General features: G+C 58.7%; 14 protein-coding genes and 1 pseudogene. 7 read left to right on the top strand and 8 right to left on the bottom strand.

Features of this window, described 5'->3' with window-relative positions:
- Positions 1 to 37 precede the first annotated feature (37 nt).
- The 4 genes from tssC to NQT62_RS04775 form a co-directional block, all read right to left on the bottom strand.
- Positions 38 to 1,528, bottom strand: coding sequence for a type VI secretion system contractile sheath large subunit (tssC, locus tag NQT62_RS04790; protein ID WP_256763467.1), 1,491 nt, complete (start codon positions 1,526 to 1,528; stop codon positions 38 to 40).
- Between the two features lies 1 nt (position 1,529).
- Complete coding sequence (gene tssB / locus NQT62_RS04785; RefSeq protein ID WP_256763466.1) at positions 1,530 to 2,057, bottom strand: type VI secretion system contractile sheath small subunit; 528 nt, start codon at positions 2,055 to 2,057, stop codon at positions 1,530 to 1,532.
- Between the two features lie 77 nt (positions 2,058 to 2,134).
- Positions 2,135 to 3,217: a type VI secretion system protein TssA gene (locus NQT62_RS04780; RefSeq protein WP_256763465.1), complete on the bottom strand. Its 1,083-nt coding sequence runs from the start codon at positions 3,215 to 3,217 to the stop codon at positions 2,135 to 2,137.
- A gap of 130 nt (positions 3,218 to 3,347) precedes the next feature.
- The gene (locus NQT62_RS04775; protein WP_256763464.1) at positions 3,348 to 5,495 is read right to left on the bottom strand and encodes a dihydrolipoyl dehydrogenase family protein; all 2,148 of its coding nucleotides are present in this window, start codon (positions 5,493 to 5,495) and stop codon (positions 3,348 to 3,350) included.
- 116 nt (positions 5,496 to 5,611) lie between these two features.
- On the opposite strand from NQT62_RS04775, the gene NQT62_RS04770 reads away from it, so the two are divergent.
- Positions 5,612 to 6,427, top strand: a complete 816-nt coding sequence (locus NQT62_RS04770) for a DODA-type extradiol aromatic ring-opening family dioxygenase (RefSeq protein WP_256763463.1) — start codon at positions 5,612 to 5,614, stop codon at positions 6,425 to 6,427.
- A 9-nt stretch (positions 6,428 to 6,436) separates the two neighbouring features.
- Here NQT62_RS04770 and NQT62_RS04765 read toward each other — a convergent pair whose 3' ends face one another.
- Entirely contained in the window at positions 6,437 to 7,906 is a 1,470-nt protein-coding gene (locus tag NQT62_RS04765; protein ID WP_256763551.1) for a catalase, read from the bottom strand.
- Between the two features lie 115 nt (positions 7,907 to 8,021).
- On the opposite strand from NQT62_RS04765, the gene NQT62_RS04760 reads away from it, so the two are divergent.
- From NQT62_RS04760 to NQT62_RS04750, 3 genes are all read left to right on the top strand, one after another.
- Positions 8,022 to 8,951 (top strand): hydrogen peroxide-inducible genes activator, encoded by a 930-nt coding sequence (locus NQT62_RS04760; RefSeq protein WP_256763462.1) that lies wholly within the window; start codon positions 8,022 to 8,024, stop codon positions 8,949 to 8,951.
- Positions 8,952 to 9,021: 70 nt separating this feature from the next.
- Positions 9,022 to 9,741 carry a FadR/GntR family transcriptional regulator gene (locus tag NQT62_RS04755; RefSeq protein WP_256763461.1) on the top strand — a complete coding sequence of 240 codons (720 nt, stop codon included), beginning with the start codon at positions 9,022 to 9,024 and terminating at the stop codon, positions 9,739 to 9,741.
- A 28-nt stretch (positions 9,742 to 9,769) separates the two neighbouring features.
- On the top strand, positions 9,770 to 10,327 hold the full coding sequence (locus NQT62_RS04750; protein ID WP_256763460.1) for a hypothetical protein: 558 nt from the start codon (positions 9,770 to 9,772) through the stop codon (positions 10,325 to 10,327).
- A 13-nt stretch (positions 10,328 to 10,340) separates the two neighbouring features.
- On the opposite strand, the gene NQT62_RS04745 is transcribed toward NQT62_RS04750, so the two are convergent.
- Positions 10,341 to 10,883: a response regulator transcription factor gene (locus NQT62_RS04745; RefSeq protein WP_256763459.1), complete on the bottom strand. Its 543-nt coding sequence runs from the start codon at positions 10,881 to 10,883 to the stop codon at positions 10,341 to 10,343.
- Positions 10,880 to 12,175, bottom strand: a complete 1,296-nt coding sequence (locus NQT62_RS04740) for an ATP-binding protein (RefSeq protein WP_256763458.1) — start codon at positions 12,173 to 12,175, stop codon at positions 10,880 to 10,882. Before NQT62_RS04740 ends, NQT62_RS04745 begins: the two co-directional genes overlap by 4 nt.
- 89 nt (positions 12,176 to 12,264) lie before the next feature.
- Here NQT62_RS04740 and NQT62_RS04735 point away from each other — a divergent pair, with 89 nt between their 5' ends.
- Positions 12,265 to 14,202 (top strand): esterase/lipase family protein, encoded by a 1,938-nt coding sequence (locus NQT62_RS04735; protein WP_256763457.1) that lies wholly within the window; start codon positions 12,265 to 12,267, stop codon positions 14,200 to 14,202.
- 75 nt (positions 14,203 to 14,277) lie between these two features.
- On the top strand, positions 14,278 to 15,318 hold the full coding sequence (locus NQT62_RS04730; RefSeq protein ID WP_256763456.1) for an acyltransferase family protein: 1,041 nt from the start codon (positions 14,278 to 14,280) through the stop codon (positions 15,316 to 15,318).
- Positions 15,319 to 15,325: 7 nt separating this feature from the next.
- Here the strand turns inward: NQT62_RS04730 and NQT62_RS04725 are convergent, their stop codons facing one another.
- Positions 15,326 to 15,856: a YaeQ family protein gene (locus tag NQT62_RS04725; RefSeq protein ID WP_256763455.1), complete on the bottom strand. Its 531-nt coding sequence runs from the start codon at positions 15,854 to 15,856 to the stop codon at positions 15,326 to 15,328.
- A 186-nt stretch (positions 15,857 to 16,042) separates the two neighbouring features.
- Between NQT62_RS04725 and NQT62_RS04720 the strand changes: the two are divergent.
- A pseudogene (locus tag NQT62_RS04720) lies at positions 16,043 to 17,128 on the top strand (DegT/DnrJ/EryC1/StrS family aminotransferase); the annotation flags it as partial.
- Positions 17,129 to 17,185: the final 57 nt, after the last annotated feature.

The following is a 17,185-nucleotide window of genomic DNA, read 5'->3' as shown; positions in this document are numbered from 1 at the left end:
AATCCCTCTCAAATAAGTTGTTGGAATACGTGATGCATCAAGATGCTTTGGCAGATGGCAGTTTGCTGACCAACCGCAAAGACACGGTGAGCCCCTCCAGTTGGTAGTGGGGGCGCAAATAAAATTTCGAGGCGTACATGCCTGGATTGCCTTCAATGTCTTCAACCACCACTTCGGCAGCAGCCAGCGGGCGAGTGGCTTTGACAGAATCGGATGAGTTGGCTGGATCGCCATCCACGTACTGCATAATCCAGTCCTGCAACCAGCGTTGCATGTCCGAGCGTTCTTTGAAGGAACCGATTTTGTCGCGCACGATGCACTTCAGATAATGCGCAAACCGACAGGTGGCAAACAGGTAGGGCAAGCGCGCTGCCAGCTTGGCGTTCGCAGTGGCATCCGGATCATCGTACTCGGCGGGCTTGTGCAAGGACTGCGCACCAATGAATGCCGCCAAATCGCTGTTCTTCTTGTGAACCAGGGGCAAGAAACCACTTTTGCTCAACTCGGCTTCCCGACGATCCGAAATGGCGATTTCAGTGGGGCATTTCATGTCCACGCCCCCATCGTCGGTGGGGAAGGTGTGGGTGGGCAAGTTGGGGACTGCACCTCCAGACTCAATACCCCGGATTTGAGAACACCAGCCGTATTGCTTGAACGAGCGGTTGATGTTGACGGCCATGGCATAGGCCGAGTTGGCCCAGGCATATCGGCTGTGGTCTGCAACCCCGGTGTCCTCTTCGAATGCAAAAGCCTCCACGGGATTGGTTTTGGCGCCATAGGGCTGACGCGCCAGAAAACGGGGCATGGTCATACCCAGGTACTTGGCATCTTCCGATTCCCGCAAACTTCGCCAGGCGGCGTAATCCGGGGTGGAGAAGATTTTGGTCAGATCTCGGGGGTTGGACAGCTCCTGCCAGGAGTCCATTTGCAAGGTGGCAGGTGACACCGCTGACAAAAAAGGTGCGTGCGCTGCTGCTGCAATTTTGGCGATTTCACCCAGCATTTCAACATCCTGCGGGGAATGATCGAAGTAATAATCACCCACCAAGCAACCATAGGGCTCGCCACCAAACTGCCCGTACTCGGCCTCATAGATTTTTTTGAATACAGGGCTTTGATCCCAAGACACACCCTTGTGCCGTTTCAAGCTCTTGGCGAGTTCGGTCTTGGACACATTCATGAAACGAATTTTCAGGAACTCATCAACCTCGGTGTTGTTGACCAGGTAATGGAGCCCGCGCCAAGCGCTTTCCAATTGCTGGAAATCAGGATGGTGCAGGATTGCATTGATTTGTGCGGTGAGCTTTTCATCAATCGCGCAGATCATTCGCTCAATGGAATCCACCACATCGTCGGACACCCGTGCCGCGCTACTGAGTGCTTGATGCGCCAGGGTGACCACGGCGGATTCAACGGCCGAGCGGGCCTCCTCAGTTTTGGGTTTGAATTCACGATTCAACAAGGCAGACAAATCGCTGCCATCCAGTTCCAGCACGTCAAGCGCATGGCTTTTCTGCAAGTTGGACATGTCATTCTCCGACAGGGTTGGGTGGTGTGGCGTCCGCATTGGTAACCGGCTTGGCGGCACCCGACAGTGCCTTCAGCAAACCGGGGTCTGCCAGCAATTTGGCCAGCAATGCCTCAGCACCATTTTTGCCGTCCATGTAGGTCAGCAAATTGGCCAGCTGTTGACGGGCTTCCAGCAACTGGCGCAAGGGCTCCACCTGCCGGGCAATCGCTGCAGGGCTGAAGTCATCCATGGATTCAAATGTGAGGTTGATCGCGAGGCTACCCTCACCAGTGAGCGCATTGGCCACGTGAAATGCAGCACGCGGGCGAATGCTTTTCATGCGGGCATCCAGGTTGTCGGTGTCCACTTCGAGGAAGTCACGCTCGGACAGTGGCGCCAAGGGAACCTCGGACTGACCCGACAAGTCGGACAAGACGCCCATGACAAAGGGCAGTTGCACCTTCTTCTGAGCACCATACACCTCCACGTCGTATTCAATCTGAACGCGGGGTGCGCGGTTGCGAGCAAGAAATTTTTGTCCACTCATGGGCAGGCCTTATTGAAAGTTGGGCAGTTTTGAAACAGAACAGTGGGAGCCGTGCCTGATCCACGGCCGCCCAGGCGTTACCCCGACCCATCGGACTGGTTCAGGGATTCGGGGTCCACCCCCATGATGCGAGCCACGTCGCTCAGCGCGTCGGGTGCCAGGTCTTTGACCAACTCCAGAAAGTTTTTGTCAATCAGCCGACGAGCCCGCTTCAACAACCACTGTGCTGGGCTGGTGGGCTCAGCCTGTTCAAGGTACCGACACACCGCGTCGATCGCTTGCAGCGCCTGGGCTCGGTTGTGCACCTCCATCGTCAGGCTGTGCAAGGCGGCTGCGGTGGCATTCGTTGGCTCAGGAACGGCGCTCACATCAAGCCCATTGGGTGTTTTAACCACAGGTGGAAGTTCCGGTAGAACATGGGCAATGTGGTCAATCGCCTTGCTCAGGGCCTCCAGCGCCGGCAAAGGCTCGCCTGGCAACCAGTGGGCATACGCGGCAGACAGGTCATCCAGTGCGGCACGGCTGGCCTGCACCGTGCTCAGGAGTTCGGCCAAAACAGCGGGATGGTCGTGCAGGAACTGCACCAGTTGATCGCGATTAAACGCTGAACCAGAAGCCTGCACCGTGCCAGCAGAAGGTTCAAAATCACGAATGCGCAAATCACCCAGCGCCACATGCTGGTACACCCGTGCGCCGCGAAAGGTCTGAAAAAAAGGGCTTCCACTGCCCATGGATTCAATAACCTGCAAGCGCGGATAGGGGTCACCATCGTCCAGCGGGGGGTTCAACACAGGCCAGCAGCGACGCACCAGCTCAGCCCAGCCAACCAGCACCGGCACAGCATGGGCTAGCCCATGGAGCGCCAATTGGGACTGCAGCAGCAGGCACACCAGCCGGAGATCCCGGCTCTCGTTCAGAAGCCGAAGCGAATCCCGCTCGACCACGGTCCAGTCTGGGGGTACGGCAGGTTCAAACTGGGATTCAGGACGACCATGAGACGCCTGAACCAAGGCCAGAAAGCGGTTGTCGTATTCGAGGTTGGGGCCACCACTGGAGGCACCACTGGGGCTGGGCAATGCGCACGACCAATCTGGCAGTGCGGCATCCAGCAAAGCCGTGGAAGACAGGTCGGGATGGAGGGTGTGCACTGCGGTGGTCACGGGAACAGGCCGAGAAATCCAGACAAGTGGCTGACTCTAACAACCCCTGTCTGTGTTCACGAAATACGTCACCCAAGGGCAATCACCCGTCACATCACTCCAACCGTTTTTTCATGGAATAGCGAGTGGATTAACCCCGCCGCCAGGTGTGGTATCGGGCCAACCAGGCCAAAACCCGTTGCGGTGCGTGCGCGCGTTTCCATTCACCCGCTGCATATTTGTTGGCTTCGGACAGGGTCGGATAGGTATGGATGGTGCCGAGAATTTTGTTCAAGCCCAAACCATGTTTCATGGCCAGCACAAATTCGGCGAGCAGGTCACCCGCGTGAACGCCCACAATCGTAACCCCCAGGATTTTGTCTTTGCCGGGCACAGTGAGTACCTTGACAAACCCATGGGCATCGCTGTCAGCAATGGCGCGGTCCAGGTCGTCAATACCATACCGGGTCACTTCATACGCAACGCCTTGCGCCTTGGCATCCTGCTCATTCAAACCCACACGGGCCACCTCAGGATCGATGAACGTCGCCCACGGGATGACCGAGTAGTCCACCTTGAACTTTTTAAATTGTCCAAACAAGGCGTTGACAGCGGCATACCAGGCTTGATGCGCTGCCGTGTGGGTGAACTGGTAAGGGCCAGCCACGTCGCCGGCTGCAAAAATGTTGGGATACAGGGTTTCAAGATATTCATTGGTGACGACCGTGCGCTGGGTTTCAATGCCCAATCCTTCCAACCCATAACCGGTGAGCCGGGCACTGCGCCCCACCGCGCAAATCACGTCATCGAAGGGGATTCGAACCTCACCACCGGCATGCTCAGCCACCAACACCTTGTGTTGGTTGGTGCATTCAAAACGCAGGGCTTTGTGGCTGGTCAACACTTGAACACCATCGGCCTGCAAACTCTGGAGGGCCAACGCGGCCACGTCATCGTCTTCCCTGACCAGAATGCGTGACGCCATTTCCACTTGCACCACCTGCGAACCCAAGCGGGCAAACGCCTGCGCCAATTCGCAGCCAATGGGGCCTCCGCCCAGCACCACCAGGCGCTTGGGTGCCTCATCCCGCTGGGCGAGGGCTTCCCACAACGTGTCGCTGGTGAGCACCCCTGCGTCCTGAATACCCGGCAACGGGGGAATAAACGGCTGGGCACCCGCAGCAATCACAATGCTACGGGCGGTGAGGCGGCTCGTCCCTCCGCCCGTGTGGCGAACCTCCACCGTCCATGGGTCGACCAGCGTGGCATGGCCTTGCAACACCTCCACACCCAAACCGGTGTAACGCTCAATGCTGTCATGCGGTTCAATGGCGCGAATCACATCCTGCACCCGCTGCATCACCGTTTTGAAACTGAAACGGGGGGTTGCGGCCTGCAGACCATAGCGATCAGCCAGGCTCATTTGATGCGCCAGTTTCGCGCTTTTGATCAGTGCCTTGGAGGGCACGCAACCGTAGTTCAAACAATCGCCACCCATTTTGTGGGCCTCAATCAAAGTCACCTTGGCCTTGACCGCCGCTGCAATGTAGGCGGAGACCAGGCCTGCAGCGCCGCCGCCAATCACGATGAGATTGCGGTCGAATCGGGCAGGCTTGGCCCACCGTGCGTACACCCGACGGGCCTGGATGCGATCAATGATTTTCTTGGCCACCAACGGGAAAAAGCCCAATACCACAAATGAGGCAATGAGACCCGGCGACAAAATGCCGGCCAGGCTGGTGATCTTGGCCAGTTCAGTCCCTGCATTCACGTACACCACCGTGCCGGCAAACATGCCCAGCTGGCTGACCCAGAAAAAAGTCCAGGCTTTCATCCGGGTTAAACCCATCAAGAGGTTGATGAGAAAGAAGGGAAACACGGGCACCAGGCGCAGTGTGAACAAATAAAACGCACCCTCTTTTTCAACCCCGGCATTGATGGCATTCAGTCGGCCGCCAAACTTGGCCTGCACTGCATCACGCAAAAAATAACGGGCGCCCAAAAAGGCCAGCGTGGCGCCAAGGGTTGAGGCAAACGACACCAGCAAGAGCCCTTGCCACAGTCCGAACAATGCGCCACCAGCCAGGGTCATGACAGCGGCCCCGGGAATGGAAAACGCGGTGACCACCACATAGATGGCGAAGTAAATGCCAGAGACCCAAAAGGGCGACTGGGCTTGGAAGCGCCGAAAATCATCGAGGCTGTTTTTCAGGGAATCCAGCGTGAGCAGGTTTTGCAGATCGAAGGCAAAAACCGCCACCAGTGCTGCGGCAATGGCCAGCAGGAGAATTTTTTTCATGAACAGGTCCGAGTGTGTGGGCTGCTGGAATTTCGTCGATGTCGTTCAAAAAGTTACGACAAGCAAGATTGGGGTCTACGTTACACTGAGTCGGTGCGCTTGTGCAGGAGTTTGATGTGCCCACCCATGCCCCCATTGATGCCCTGTTTATTAGCCACGGTGCGCCCACCTTTGCATTGGAACCTGGCGCCCCGGGTGACGCGCTAAAACAGGTGGGACAACGCTTGCTGGCCCAGAAAACGCGGGCATTGATCGTCCTGAGCCCGCACTGGCGCAGCCAGCATTTGCAGGTGACCACCCACGCGCAGCCCGCGATTGTTCATGATTTTTTTGGTTTCCCCAACGTTTTGTATGGCTTGAACCCGGACATTCAGGGAGACCCTGCACTGGCACTGGCATTGATGGAGCGGTTGGCCTTGCACGGTTTACCGGCGGAGGCAGCGCCCCAGCAGGGCTTTGACCACGGTGTCTGGGTGCCGTACCTGCACCTGTTTCCCCAGGGTGGGCCGCCCGTGGTTCAATTGAGCATGCCGGCGCACTGGACGCCACAGGACGCTTTCGCCGTGGGGGAAGCGCTGTCGGACTTTGCGCGAAACCACCATGCGGTGGTGGTGGGCAGTGGCAGCTTGACCCACAATTTCAACGACCTGAAGCTCGGTGGTGCCGCACACAGCCAAGCCTTGCCTGGCTATGTGACCGAATTCACCGACTGGATTCGAGGTCGTCTGCAAGCACAAGACACCCTGGCCATCGTGAAGGCCGCACAACAGGCACCCCACTTTCACCGGGCACACCCCGACGACGATCACTACCTACCATTGCCGTTTGCGGTGGGAGCGGCAGCAGGCTCTTGGGAGCTTGAAACACTGCCGGAAGAGGTGCGCTACGGGGCACTGTCCATGCAAAGTCATGTGTTCAAGCGTTCACAGTGATGAATTGCCTTATCGCGTGCTGTATTCCACACCATGCTGGTCCAGGCCAGCACGAATGCATTGCCCGTAGGCCAGGTCAATGCAATCAAAGTGCGCCAGGGCGCGGTCCACAATAAAACCGGGTACACCTTGCATGCTGGCTGCAATGTTGCTGCCCAGGCGTTGGCGCTGTTCAATGTCCATCCGCTTAAAGAGTTCCCGGGGTTGTGCATAGTCATCACTGGCATCGCGTTGGTCAAAACGACCAGCCTCACCAAACAGGCGTAGCGGCGGTTCCTGAAATTCTGGCGCCTGAACCGGCCCACCAAAACTGTTGGGCTCATAATAGGCCGCCGGGTTGGGGTTGTTCTCAAAAAACCGCATGGCGCCGTCTTTGTGGTAGTGATTGACCGGGCACTTCGGGCGGTTAACCGGCAGGGCTTCATAGTGGGTGCCAATCCGGTAACGGTGTGCATCGGCGTATGCAAACAGGCGCGCCTGCAACACGCGGTCCGGGCTGAAACCAATGCCTGGAACCACGTTGCTGGGGCTGAATGCGGCCTGCTCAATTTCCGCAAAATAATTGTCAGGGTTGCGGTTCAGTTCGATCTCGCCCACGGGAATCAATGGATAGTCGGCATGCGGCCAAACCTTGGTCAAGTCAAAGGGGTTGAATGCGGTGCGCAGGGCATTCAGTTCGGACATGACCTGCACCATGACCGTCCACTTGGGGTACTGGCCAGCTTCGATCGCGCCAAACAGATCACGCTGATAACTCTCGCGGTCTTTGCCGATCACCTGCTCGGCTTGCTGATTGGTGAGGGTTTTGTGGCCTTGTTGGGTCTTGAAATGGAACTTGACCCAAAACCGCTCGCCGTGACGGTTCCAAAAACTGAACGTGTGGCTGCCATATCCGTTCATGAACCGGGGGCTGGCGGGAATGCCCCGGTCACTCATGAGAATGGTGATCTGGTGCAGCGTCTCGGGCGACAGGCTCCAGAAATCCCACATGGCGGTGTTGCTGCGCAGGTTGGTTTTTGGGTTGCGTTTCTGGGTACGAATGAAATCGGGGAACTTCAGTGGGTCGCGAATAAAGAACACCGGGGTATTGTTGCCCACCAAGTCCCAGTTGCCCTGGCTGGTGTAGAACTTCAGTGCAAAGCCCCGAACATCGCGTTCTGCGTCAGCCGCGCCCTGCTCGCCAGCCACGGTTGAAAACCGGGCCAGCAGCGGCGTTTTCTGGCCCACTTTGCCAAACACATCCGCACACGTGTACGCCGTAATGTCGTGGGTCACCGTGAACACGCCATGCGCGCCCCAACCCTTGGCATGCACCACCCGCTCGGGAATGCGTTCCCGGTTTTGATGGGCCAGCTTCTCGATCAGGTGCCAGTCTTGCATCAATAGCGGGCCGTTGGGGCCAGCCGACAGGCTGTTTTGATTGTCGGCAACCGGCGCGCCGGCGGTGGTGGTCATGACAGGACAGGTTCGAGTATTCATGGCGTGGTCTGGCGTGGTGTTGCGGGTGAAGGCATCTTCGGCAAGTTCAGGCAGCAGGTCCAACGGGATATTCCACTGGCTATAATCGGATTTTCCGATGCACAGGCAGACCCCCATGAACAACCGGTTTACCCAAGCAGCCAGCCTGTCCTTAAAGCAGCTCAGCTACTTGCTGGCTGTGGCCGAAACATTGAATTTCACCCGGGCTGCCGAATTGTGTTTTGTCACCCAATCCACCCTGAGCGGTGGTTTGGCCGAACTGGAGCGTCAGCTGGACGTGACATTGGTGGAACGGGACCGGCAACGGGTGGCCCTGACACCGATCGGCCTGGAGGTGGCGCGACGGGCCCGTGAACTGCTCGCTGCAGGCCAGGACCTGCTGAACATCGCCAGCCAGGCCAGCGACCCTGCCCGGGGGGAACTCACCTTGGGCGTGATCCCGACGATTGCCCCGTTTTTGCTAAGCCGCATTCTGGAAACACTGCGAACAAGGTTTCCGCTGCTGCAAGTGAATATTCGGGAAAGTCAAACCCACGTGCTGCTGGCCGAACTGGACCGTGGAGAGCTGGACGCAGCGGTGCTGGCCCTGCCGATTGACACCGGCAAACTGCATGCAGAGGTGTTGTACGATGAACCGCTGCAACTGGTGGCCCATGCCGACGACCAAATGGCCCTGCACGCCACGTTTTCGCTCGAAAACCTGGACAGTGGCAAACTGCTGCTGCTGGAGAAAGGCCATTGCCTTCGCGACCACACACTGGCCGCCTGCACCACCCGGACCAACAGCGACGACAACCATGCCATTGAAGCCACCAACTTGAGCACCATGGTGCAATTGGTGAACGCGGGCTTGGGCTGCGCGCTACTGCCCGAAATGGCCGTGCAGGCAGGCATTTTGACGGGCACAAGCACGACCGTGGTACCGCTTCAGGCGCCCCTACCCACCCGCACCATCGCACTGCTAACTCGGGCAAGCCACCCCAAGTTCGACTTCATGATTCAGCAACTGGCCGTGGAACTGAAACGCTGCCGCTGCGCAGCCTGACCCAGGTGCGCTTGCTGTACATTCGGTCAACTGGTATGATCAGTTGACCAGTGACTGAGGACACCTGCACGTGCACCCCATCGATAAAACCGCCATCTCGGACCAGGTGTTTCAACAGCTTCAATCACAGATCCTGAGCCGCCGCTTGCCTGCTGGCCATGAATTGCCCTCCGAGCGGCAACTGTCGGTGCAACTGGGCGTGAACCGCGGGGCCATTCGGGAGGCCATCAAGCGGCTGCAACAAGCCCGGCTGGTGAAGGTTCGCCATGGCGGTGCCACTGTGGTTGAAGAATTTGCTGAACAAGGCGGCCTGGAACTGCTGCCCAGCCTGGTGGTGAATGACCGGGGGCAGCTGAACATGGAACTGGCCAAAGGCATGGTGCTATTGCGCAAAACACTGGCCCCCCTGGTGGCAGGGCAAGCCGCAGCGCACCAGGGCCCAGTGCTCGCCGATGCATTGCACCCGATTCTGCAGGCCATGCAGGCGACCACCGACTTGCCCACGCTGCAACAACTGGCATTCGACTACTGGAGTGCTGTGGTGGCCCACAGTGGCAATGTGGTGTTTCGCCTGGCATTTAATTCAATGAACGAGACCTACCGCGCGGTGTGGGGCTTGATGACCCACCTGATGCAAGATGAATTTCGCGACGTGGGCACCCTTGCCCTGCTGGCCGAGGCTTTCCGTGCGGGGGAAGTACGGCGTTGTGAAGTGCTAACCCGACAGCATGTGGAGCTGGGCAGCCGAGCCCTTCAAAACACACTCAATACCCTGTCAGGTTTGTCCTGATGGTTTGAATACCCCCGAGGAGACACGGATGTTTGGACCACTCGAAATTCCAGCCGCCCTGCTGACCGCCAATGCGGTGGAATGGGCCATGCACAAGTATGTGCTGCATGGGCTGGGCAAACAGCAAGGTACCTTTTGGGCCTTTCATTTTCATGAACACCACAAGGCAGTGCGCCAGCACGGCTATTACGACCCCAACTACCAGCGCTTCCCACTGGGCCTGCATGCGCAGGGCAAAGAAACCTGGGCCTTGCTGGCCACCAGTGTGGCCTTGATTCCTGCCTTCCCGGTGGCCCCCTGGTTTGTGGGCACCTTGTGGTATTGCGCGGGCAATTATTACCGCGTGCACAAGAAGTCTCACAACAACCCGGACTGGGGCAAAGCCCATGTGCCCTGGCACTATGACCACCACATGGGCAACAACCCCGGTGCAAACTGGTGTGTCACCAAACCATGGTTTGACTACATCATGGGCACACGGATATTCTCGGCCGGTGGTGTGCGAGAAGAGAATGTGCTGGGGCTGCAAAAGCTGCCCAACTGGGTGGCACGCTGGCTGCCCAAGCCTGAGGCTTTGGCATCGTGAAGCACACGAAGCACTACCGCTGAACCGGCTTTTTGGCCAGCTTGCGCTGCAAGGTTCGACGGTGCATGTTGAGCGCACGCGCGGTGGCCGATACATTGCCGCCGTGCTCATGCAGCACGCGGGCGATGTGTTCCCACTCCAGACGCGACACGGACATGGGCTGAAGATCAGGCTCATCGCCTGAGCCTGCTTGCTCTGGCCCGTCATCGTTCAGTGCCTGAACAATGTCAGCAGCACCCGCCGGCTTGGCCAGGACATTGTTGGCCCCCAGCTTCATGGCCTGCACCGTGGTGGCAATGCTGGCATAGCCGGTCAGCACGAGGATGCGGGCATGGGGATGGGCTTGCCTCAACGGGGCGATCAGGGAAAGGCCGGAGTCCTCACCGAGGTTCAAGTCCACCGTGATGTCGGTGAATGCGCCCCGGCTGCTGTGCAACAAAGCCGCCGCCCGATTGCCGACCCACTGCACATCGAAACCTCGGCGGCTCAATGTTCGCGCCAGGGTTTCACCAAACACTGGGTCGTCATCAATCAAGAGCAACCGGCGTTGGGTCATGCAACCAGCTCCTGGGGCAACACCGGCAATTCAACCGTCGCCCGAAACCCACCTTGCACATTCTCGAATCTTGCCCGCGCACCGTGGCGGTCCAACAGCGAGGTGAGTAAATACAGGCCCATGCCCTGGCGCTCAGAATTCACGGTTTCATGCCCCAGCTTGGGCAACAGCTCAGGCGCCACACCACCGCCAAAGTCTTGCACCCACCACACCAAAGCGCCCGGTGTTAAGTGAAAACCGGTGTTGATGGGGGCCCCAGCACCCGCACGCGCCTGGCTGTGTGCCGCGTTTTCGAGCAAGGTATTCCAAGCCAAGCCCAATACGGCCGGTGGCACTGCAACCCGAAGCCCCGTGCCAACGAAACCCTCGGCCACCCCATGCACATGGGCGGTTGGGTGGGTGTTATTCCAGTCGCGCAGTGCGTCGGCCCACCACGTCAGCCAGGCGGTGGACTCGCGCTCGACCTCACTGGGCTGTGTGTCCACCTGGGCTCGCAGCTGTTGCAAAATACCCTGAACCACCTGCACCTGCGTTTTCAATTGAAGCAGGTCCTGCTGAGGCACGGGTGTGGGCAGGGTTTCTAACCACTCATCGGCCAACAGCGCCATGGTCGACACTGGCGTGCCCAGTTGGTGCGCAATCGAGGCAGCCTGGTTGCCCAAAGCCGCCAAGCGTTCTTCGCTGGCCAACCGCGACTGGGCCAGGGCCAAGGCCTGCTCCCGCTGGCGCAGTGAATTGCTGAGCCGCGCCACAAAGCCGACCAGAATGAGCACACTCACCATGAAGTTCAGCCACATGCCGACCAAATGAAAATACACACCACTGGCGGGATTGGGCAGCACAAGGGGGATGTATTCCCGCATGAGGATGCTGTAAGCCAACACACTGGCCACCGAGAGCAACACCACCTGCCCCAACGGCAACAGGGCGGCGGCCAAACCCAGAAGCGGCAGGTACAGCGACACAAAGGGATTGGTAACCCCACCCGTGAAATACAGGATGAATGAAAAGGCCGCCAGGTCAGCAAGCAATTGGGCTGTCACTTCAAATGGCCCCACCCGGTACTGAATCGAGGATCGCTTCAACTTGGCTCCGGTGAGCATGTTGAGCAGAACCAAACCCCCTACAATGGCTCCAAGCGCTGCCCAGGGCAATTGAACCCCCAGTACCCAATCCAGGGTCAACAAAACCAACAGGTGCGCGCCAATGGCGAAGTTGCGCAGGGACCACACCGTGCGCAACTGCACATGGCGATTAACGGGCCAAGGTTCGAATGGGCGGGCTGGGTTCATGGGGTGTCATTCTGACACTGTTTTCCCAACACAATCACCGGTGGGGTTCTGCTGTGTTTTGCTTCCACGCGACATTCTGTCGCAGACTGATGAGGGTCTGCCTGCTCAGTGGCCTGCTCACTGGCCTGTTGAGCCTGGCGGGTTGCGCCATGGTGGACGTCAGCTCGGTCAGCTCCAAAGAGTTTGTTGCCCTGCGGCGCGGTGATGTACTGACCACCGGCGAACTGAGCAATTCAACACGCTCAGCCCTTCAGGTGTTGGGCCTGGATGAGAACACCTGTGAGGCCCAGGCGGAGACCTGTCGCAACCGCCTGCGCACCGAGCCGGGGCTTAGCGATGAACAACGCATGGCCAGCCTGTCTGAGCTGTGGTTGCAAGAGGCCTTGAGACGGGAGACAGAAAGCCGCCTCACACCGGGCTCTGGCGCGCTGAAGATACACACCATGGCCGCGCACCTGGAAAGCGCACGGTATGCGTACGCCTACCTATTTTTCACCACCCGTGGCCCCACCCAACGCGCCCTGGAGGACCGACAGGCCCAAGTTCGCGATTACTACAACTTCTCGACACAACAAGCCGCAATCGGCCTGTTTGGGCTTTATCAGGACGAACTGCAGGACGCTAGCCAAAGCGAGGGCCTCTATCAGCTTGCGCTGGAAGACTGGACCATCCGGGGCAGCACGGTGGCCATGAGCCTGAATGCGTTCAGTGGTCTGCCCAAAAGCCTGATGACAGCCACCGAACTGGAATTTGGCGGGCTGCGCAACCAATACCGACGCGACGGCCTGGGCGCAGAACTGGTGGCCGCTTTTGGCGACCGGGTGGTGAATGCGACCGACGCCAACACCCCCTGGAACGAGATGACCTTCCCAGTGTTTACGGTCCTGCTGAAGTTTGAGGGCAACAGCCTGGACGAAGTGCTGAAAACCCGAAACGTGGAATGGTTGGGCTACGACCCCTACCGGTCCAAGTCCACCTTCATGGCGGGTACCGAGGTACCGCTGGCCGCCAATTTCACAGCGGGCTACGGTTTGTGGCTGGCGCGCTCGGGTTTTGCGCAGCAAAGCCTGTTGACACTGGTGGGCCGGGGCGATGCGCTGGAAAAACCCCGCATTTACCTGATGCAACCCTACGACCCCAAACGCAAGGTGTTGGTGATGCTGCATGGCCTGGCCAGCAGCCCGGAGGCCTGGGTGAACGTGGCCAACGAAGTGCTGGGTGACGCCGTGCTGCGGGAAAACTACCAGATTTGGCAGGTGTATTACCCCACCAACCTTCCGCTGGCTTTCAACAACCGGGCCATTCGGGATGCCCTCTCCGAGACGCTGAAAGCCTTCGACCCCAAAGGCGTGAACCCGGCCTCGCACGACATGGTGTTGCTGGGCCACAGCATGGGCGGCGTAATTGCACGCCTGATGGTGTCGGACGCGGGCAGCACCCTGTGGGATGGGCTGCTCTCCGAATACGCTGTGACGCCGGACCGCGAACAGCGCTTGCGCTCAAAACTGGAGCCCTTGCTGAAGTTTTCGGCCATGCCCCAGGTGAGCCGGGCCATTTTTGTGGCCACCCCCCACCGAGGCACTGAATTTGCAGAAAACCGGTTCGCGCGGTTTGTTTCCGGCATCATCCGGCTGCCAGCCAGCGTGTTGTCCAGGGTCACGGAAATTGCCCAGTTGTTGGTCGACCCCGACTCGGCCGCACCGGCCGCACTCACCCGGCCCTTGAACAGCATCAACAACCTCAGCAATCAAGACCCCTTTGTCAACCTGGCAGCCACCTTGCCCATTTCCAACCGGGTGAAGTACCACACGATTGTGGGCAACGACACGCCGGACTTGCCATTGGAAGACAGCAACGACGGTGTGGTGCCCTACCGCAGCGCCCACCTGGAAGGGGCTGCGTCAGAACTGGTGATTCCCAGCTGGCACAGCGTGCAGGAGCGGCCACAGGCCATTGTGGAAATTCGCCGAATCCTGCGGGAACACCTGGCCGCACATTCCATGCATGCACGGAATGGCCTGAATTAGAGTGTGGGTGCAAGAGCACCGGGCAAGTCCGCCTTATACTTCGCGCAACTTATTGATTTCATGCAGTACCCATCCATGCGCAACCCACTCGTCGATTGCCTGAAGGCTGTCGCATCGCAAATCATTGTGTTGCACCACCTGGTGTTGTACAGCCCCATGGCCAAAGAGCTTCAGCCCCTGTGGCCAGGGTTGTTTGCCGTATTGGGCGACCAGGCGCGGTACGTGGTGCAGGTGTTTTTGGTGATCGGGGGTTATTTGGCAGCGCAGTCCATGTGGAAACTGTTGGCACAACCCCAGGCCAGTGAGCTGACCACCGCCACCAAGCTGATTTGGCAGCGTTACATTCGGCTGGCCAAACCCTACTGGGTGGCCATTGCGGCAGCGGCTGCGCTGGCGGCCGGGCTGTCCTGGTTTGATGCATTCCCGGATCTGGTTGAGCCCCCAACCCTGGCGCAAATTTTCTCGCACATTTTCATGGTGCACGACATTGTCGGTGTGCATGCGCTGTCGGCTGGCGTGTGGTACGTGGCCATCGATTTTCAACTGTACGCCCTGCTGGTGCTCATGGTGTGGTTCAGCCGCAACCTCAATGGTACGGCCTTGCTGGCCTGGCTGGAGCCCGCCCGGGTGTGGATGCTGCTGGCGCTGGGGCTGACGGTGTGTTCGCTGTTCTGGTGGAACACCAACCCAAAGCTGGACGAATGGGGCATTTATTTTTTCGGTGCGTACGGTTTGGGCATTTTGTCGTTTTGGGCAGTAAAAAAACACCGCCGGGCACCGGTGATGGCACTGGTGGCCTGCATGGTGCTGGCCGCCCTGTGGTTCAATTGGCGTGAACGCCTGATATTGACTGGCATCACCGCCCTGCTACTGATGGGCAGCGACCTTATTCGCCCATGGGTGGAGAAAGTGCATTCCCGGGCCATTCAAACACTCGGCGACATCTCGTATTCCGTGTTTCTCATCCACTACCCGCTGCTGATGCTCACCAGCGGTGTGGTGGTGTGGTTGGGCTATGACAACCTGGGGTTTCATGTCGCGGCTTTTGTGGGCACCTGGTTGTTGAGCATTGCAGCCGGTGCGGTGATGCACCACACCATTGAACGCAGCGCCTGATCGCTGATTATGAAGGAGCCTTCAACCACACCGGTTGAAGGTGCGCCTCGCCCAGGTACACGTCGCCCTCCTGCACGGTACACGCCAGCGCCATGTTGCGCTGGGCCAGTGCAGCCATGGCCGCCCCATCCTCAGGGGTAATTTGCAACACGGCGACTTTCTCGAGCTTGTTCAACCAGCTTTGGTTATTGTTCCACCACACCGGCGTTGAACGGCCATAACTGACCACCCACACCCGGTCTGCACGGCCACAGGCCTTGCGCACGCGGGCCTCATCGGGTTGCCCCAGTTCAATCCACAAGCGGATGGCACCGGTGGGGTCAATTTCCCACACGGCCGCCTCATCCTCTGCCGAAATGCCCTTGCCAAATTGCAGGTCCTCACCGGCATTGAGGGCAAACGCCAGCAAACGGACCATCAGCCGCTCCTCCGTCTCGGAGGGGTGCAAGGCCAGGGTGAGGCTGTACTGGCCGTAGTGGGGGCGGTCCAGGTCGGACACATCCAACTGGGCTTTGTAAACGGTTGCGCGCAGGGCCATGGGGAAACAGGCTGGATTGAGGACAAGCCGCCATTATCCGACTTTTGGGGGAGAAAACCGCCCTTTCCGCCCCTTTGTAGGGGTGGAAAGCCCAAGACTGAGGGGATAAACCCCTGATTTTCAAGCCATGGGGTATCGCTCAGCCTGTCAATAATGAAAGCCTGACCACTGCCTTTCGAGACCGGCATGCGCGACAAACCCATCTACGTGACCCAGCCCGTGCTGCCGCCGCTGGCGGAGTTTGTCCCCCTGCTCGAACAAATTTGGGACAACAAGGTGTTGACCAACAACGGTCCCTTCCACCAACAACTGGAAGCGGCCTTGTGTGAATACCTCGGTGTGGAACACCTATCCCTGTTCGCCAACGGCACACTGGCCCTGATGACCGCCTTCAAAGCCCTGCGGATCACGGGTGAGGTCATCACAACCCCCTATTCCTTTGTGGCCACCTCCCACTCGCTGATCTGGAACAACCTCAAGCCCGTGTTTGTGGACATCGACCCGGTAACGTTCAACCTCGACCCACGGCGCATTGAAGAAGCCATCACGCCCCAAACCACCGCCATTTTGCCGGTGCATTGCTATGGCTTGCCGGCCAACACCGCCGAAATTCAACGGATTGCCGATGTGTACGGCCTGAAAGTGATTTACGACGCAGCCCACGCCTTTGGTGTACGGCAGGCCGATGACAGCGTGCTGAATGCGGGCGACCTGTCGGTGCTCAGCCTGCATGCCACCAAGGTGTTCAACACCTTTGAAGGCGGTGCGATTGTCTGCAAAGACGCCAAAACCAAACAACGGATCGACTACCTCAAAAACTTCGGCTTTGCCGATGAAGTGACTGTGATGGCCCCCGGCATCAACGGCAAGATGAGTGAAATCAATGCCGCCGTGGGTTTGCTGCAGCTCAAAACCGTGGATGAATCACTGACCCGCCGCCTGGAGATTGCCTCCATGTACCGCGAATTGCTGGCGGGCGTGGACGGCTTGCAGATGCTGGACATTCCGGACACGGTTCAATGGAATGGTGCGTATTTCCCCGTGTTTGTGAAGGACACCTTCCCGATGAATCGGGATGCCCTGTACCAACACCTGCGCTCACACGGCATTTATGCTCGCCGCTATTTTTACCCGCTGATCAGCGACATGCCCATGTACCGAGGGCTGCCATCGGCCAGCCCCGACCGTCTACCGGTGGCGCAACAAGCAGCCGCCGAGGTGCTGTGCCTGCCGATTTACCCGGCCCTCACCTTCAAAGACATTGAACAGGTGTGCGACTGCATCGTCTCGCCGTTGAAAGCCGCGCAAATGCATGCGCTGGAACTGGCT

The organism is Limnobacter humi (genome assembly GCF_024518835.1).
GTDB lineage: Bacteria > Pseudomonadota > Gammaproteobacteria > Burkholderiales > Burkholderiaceae_B > Limnobacter > Limnobacter humi.
This window is presented reverse-complemented; position numbering and strand designations above follow the sequence as displayed.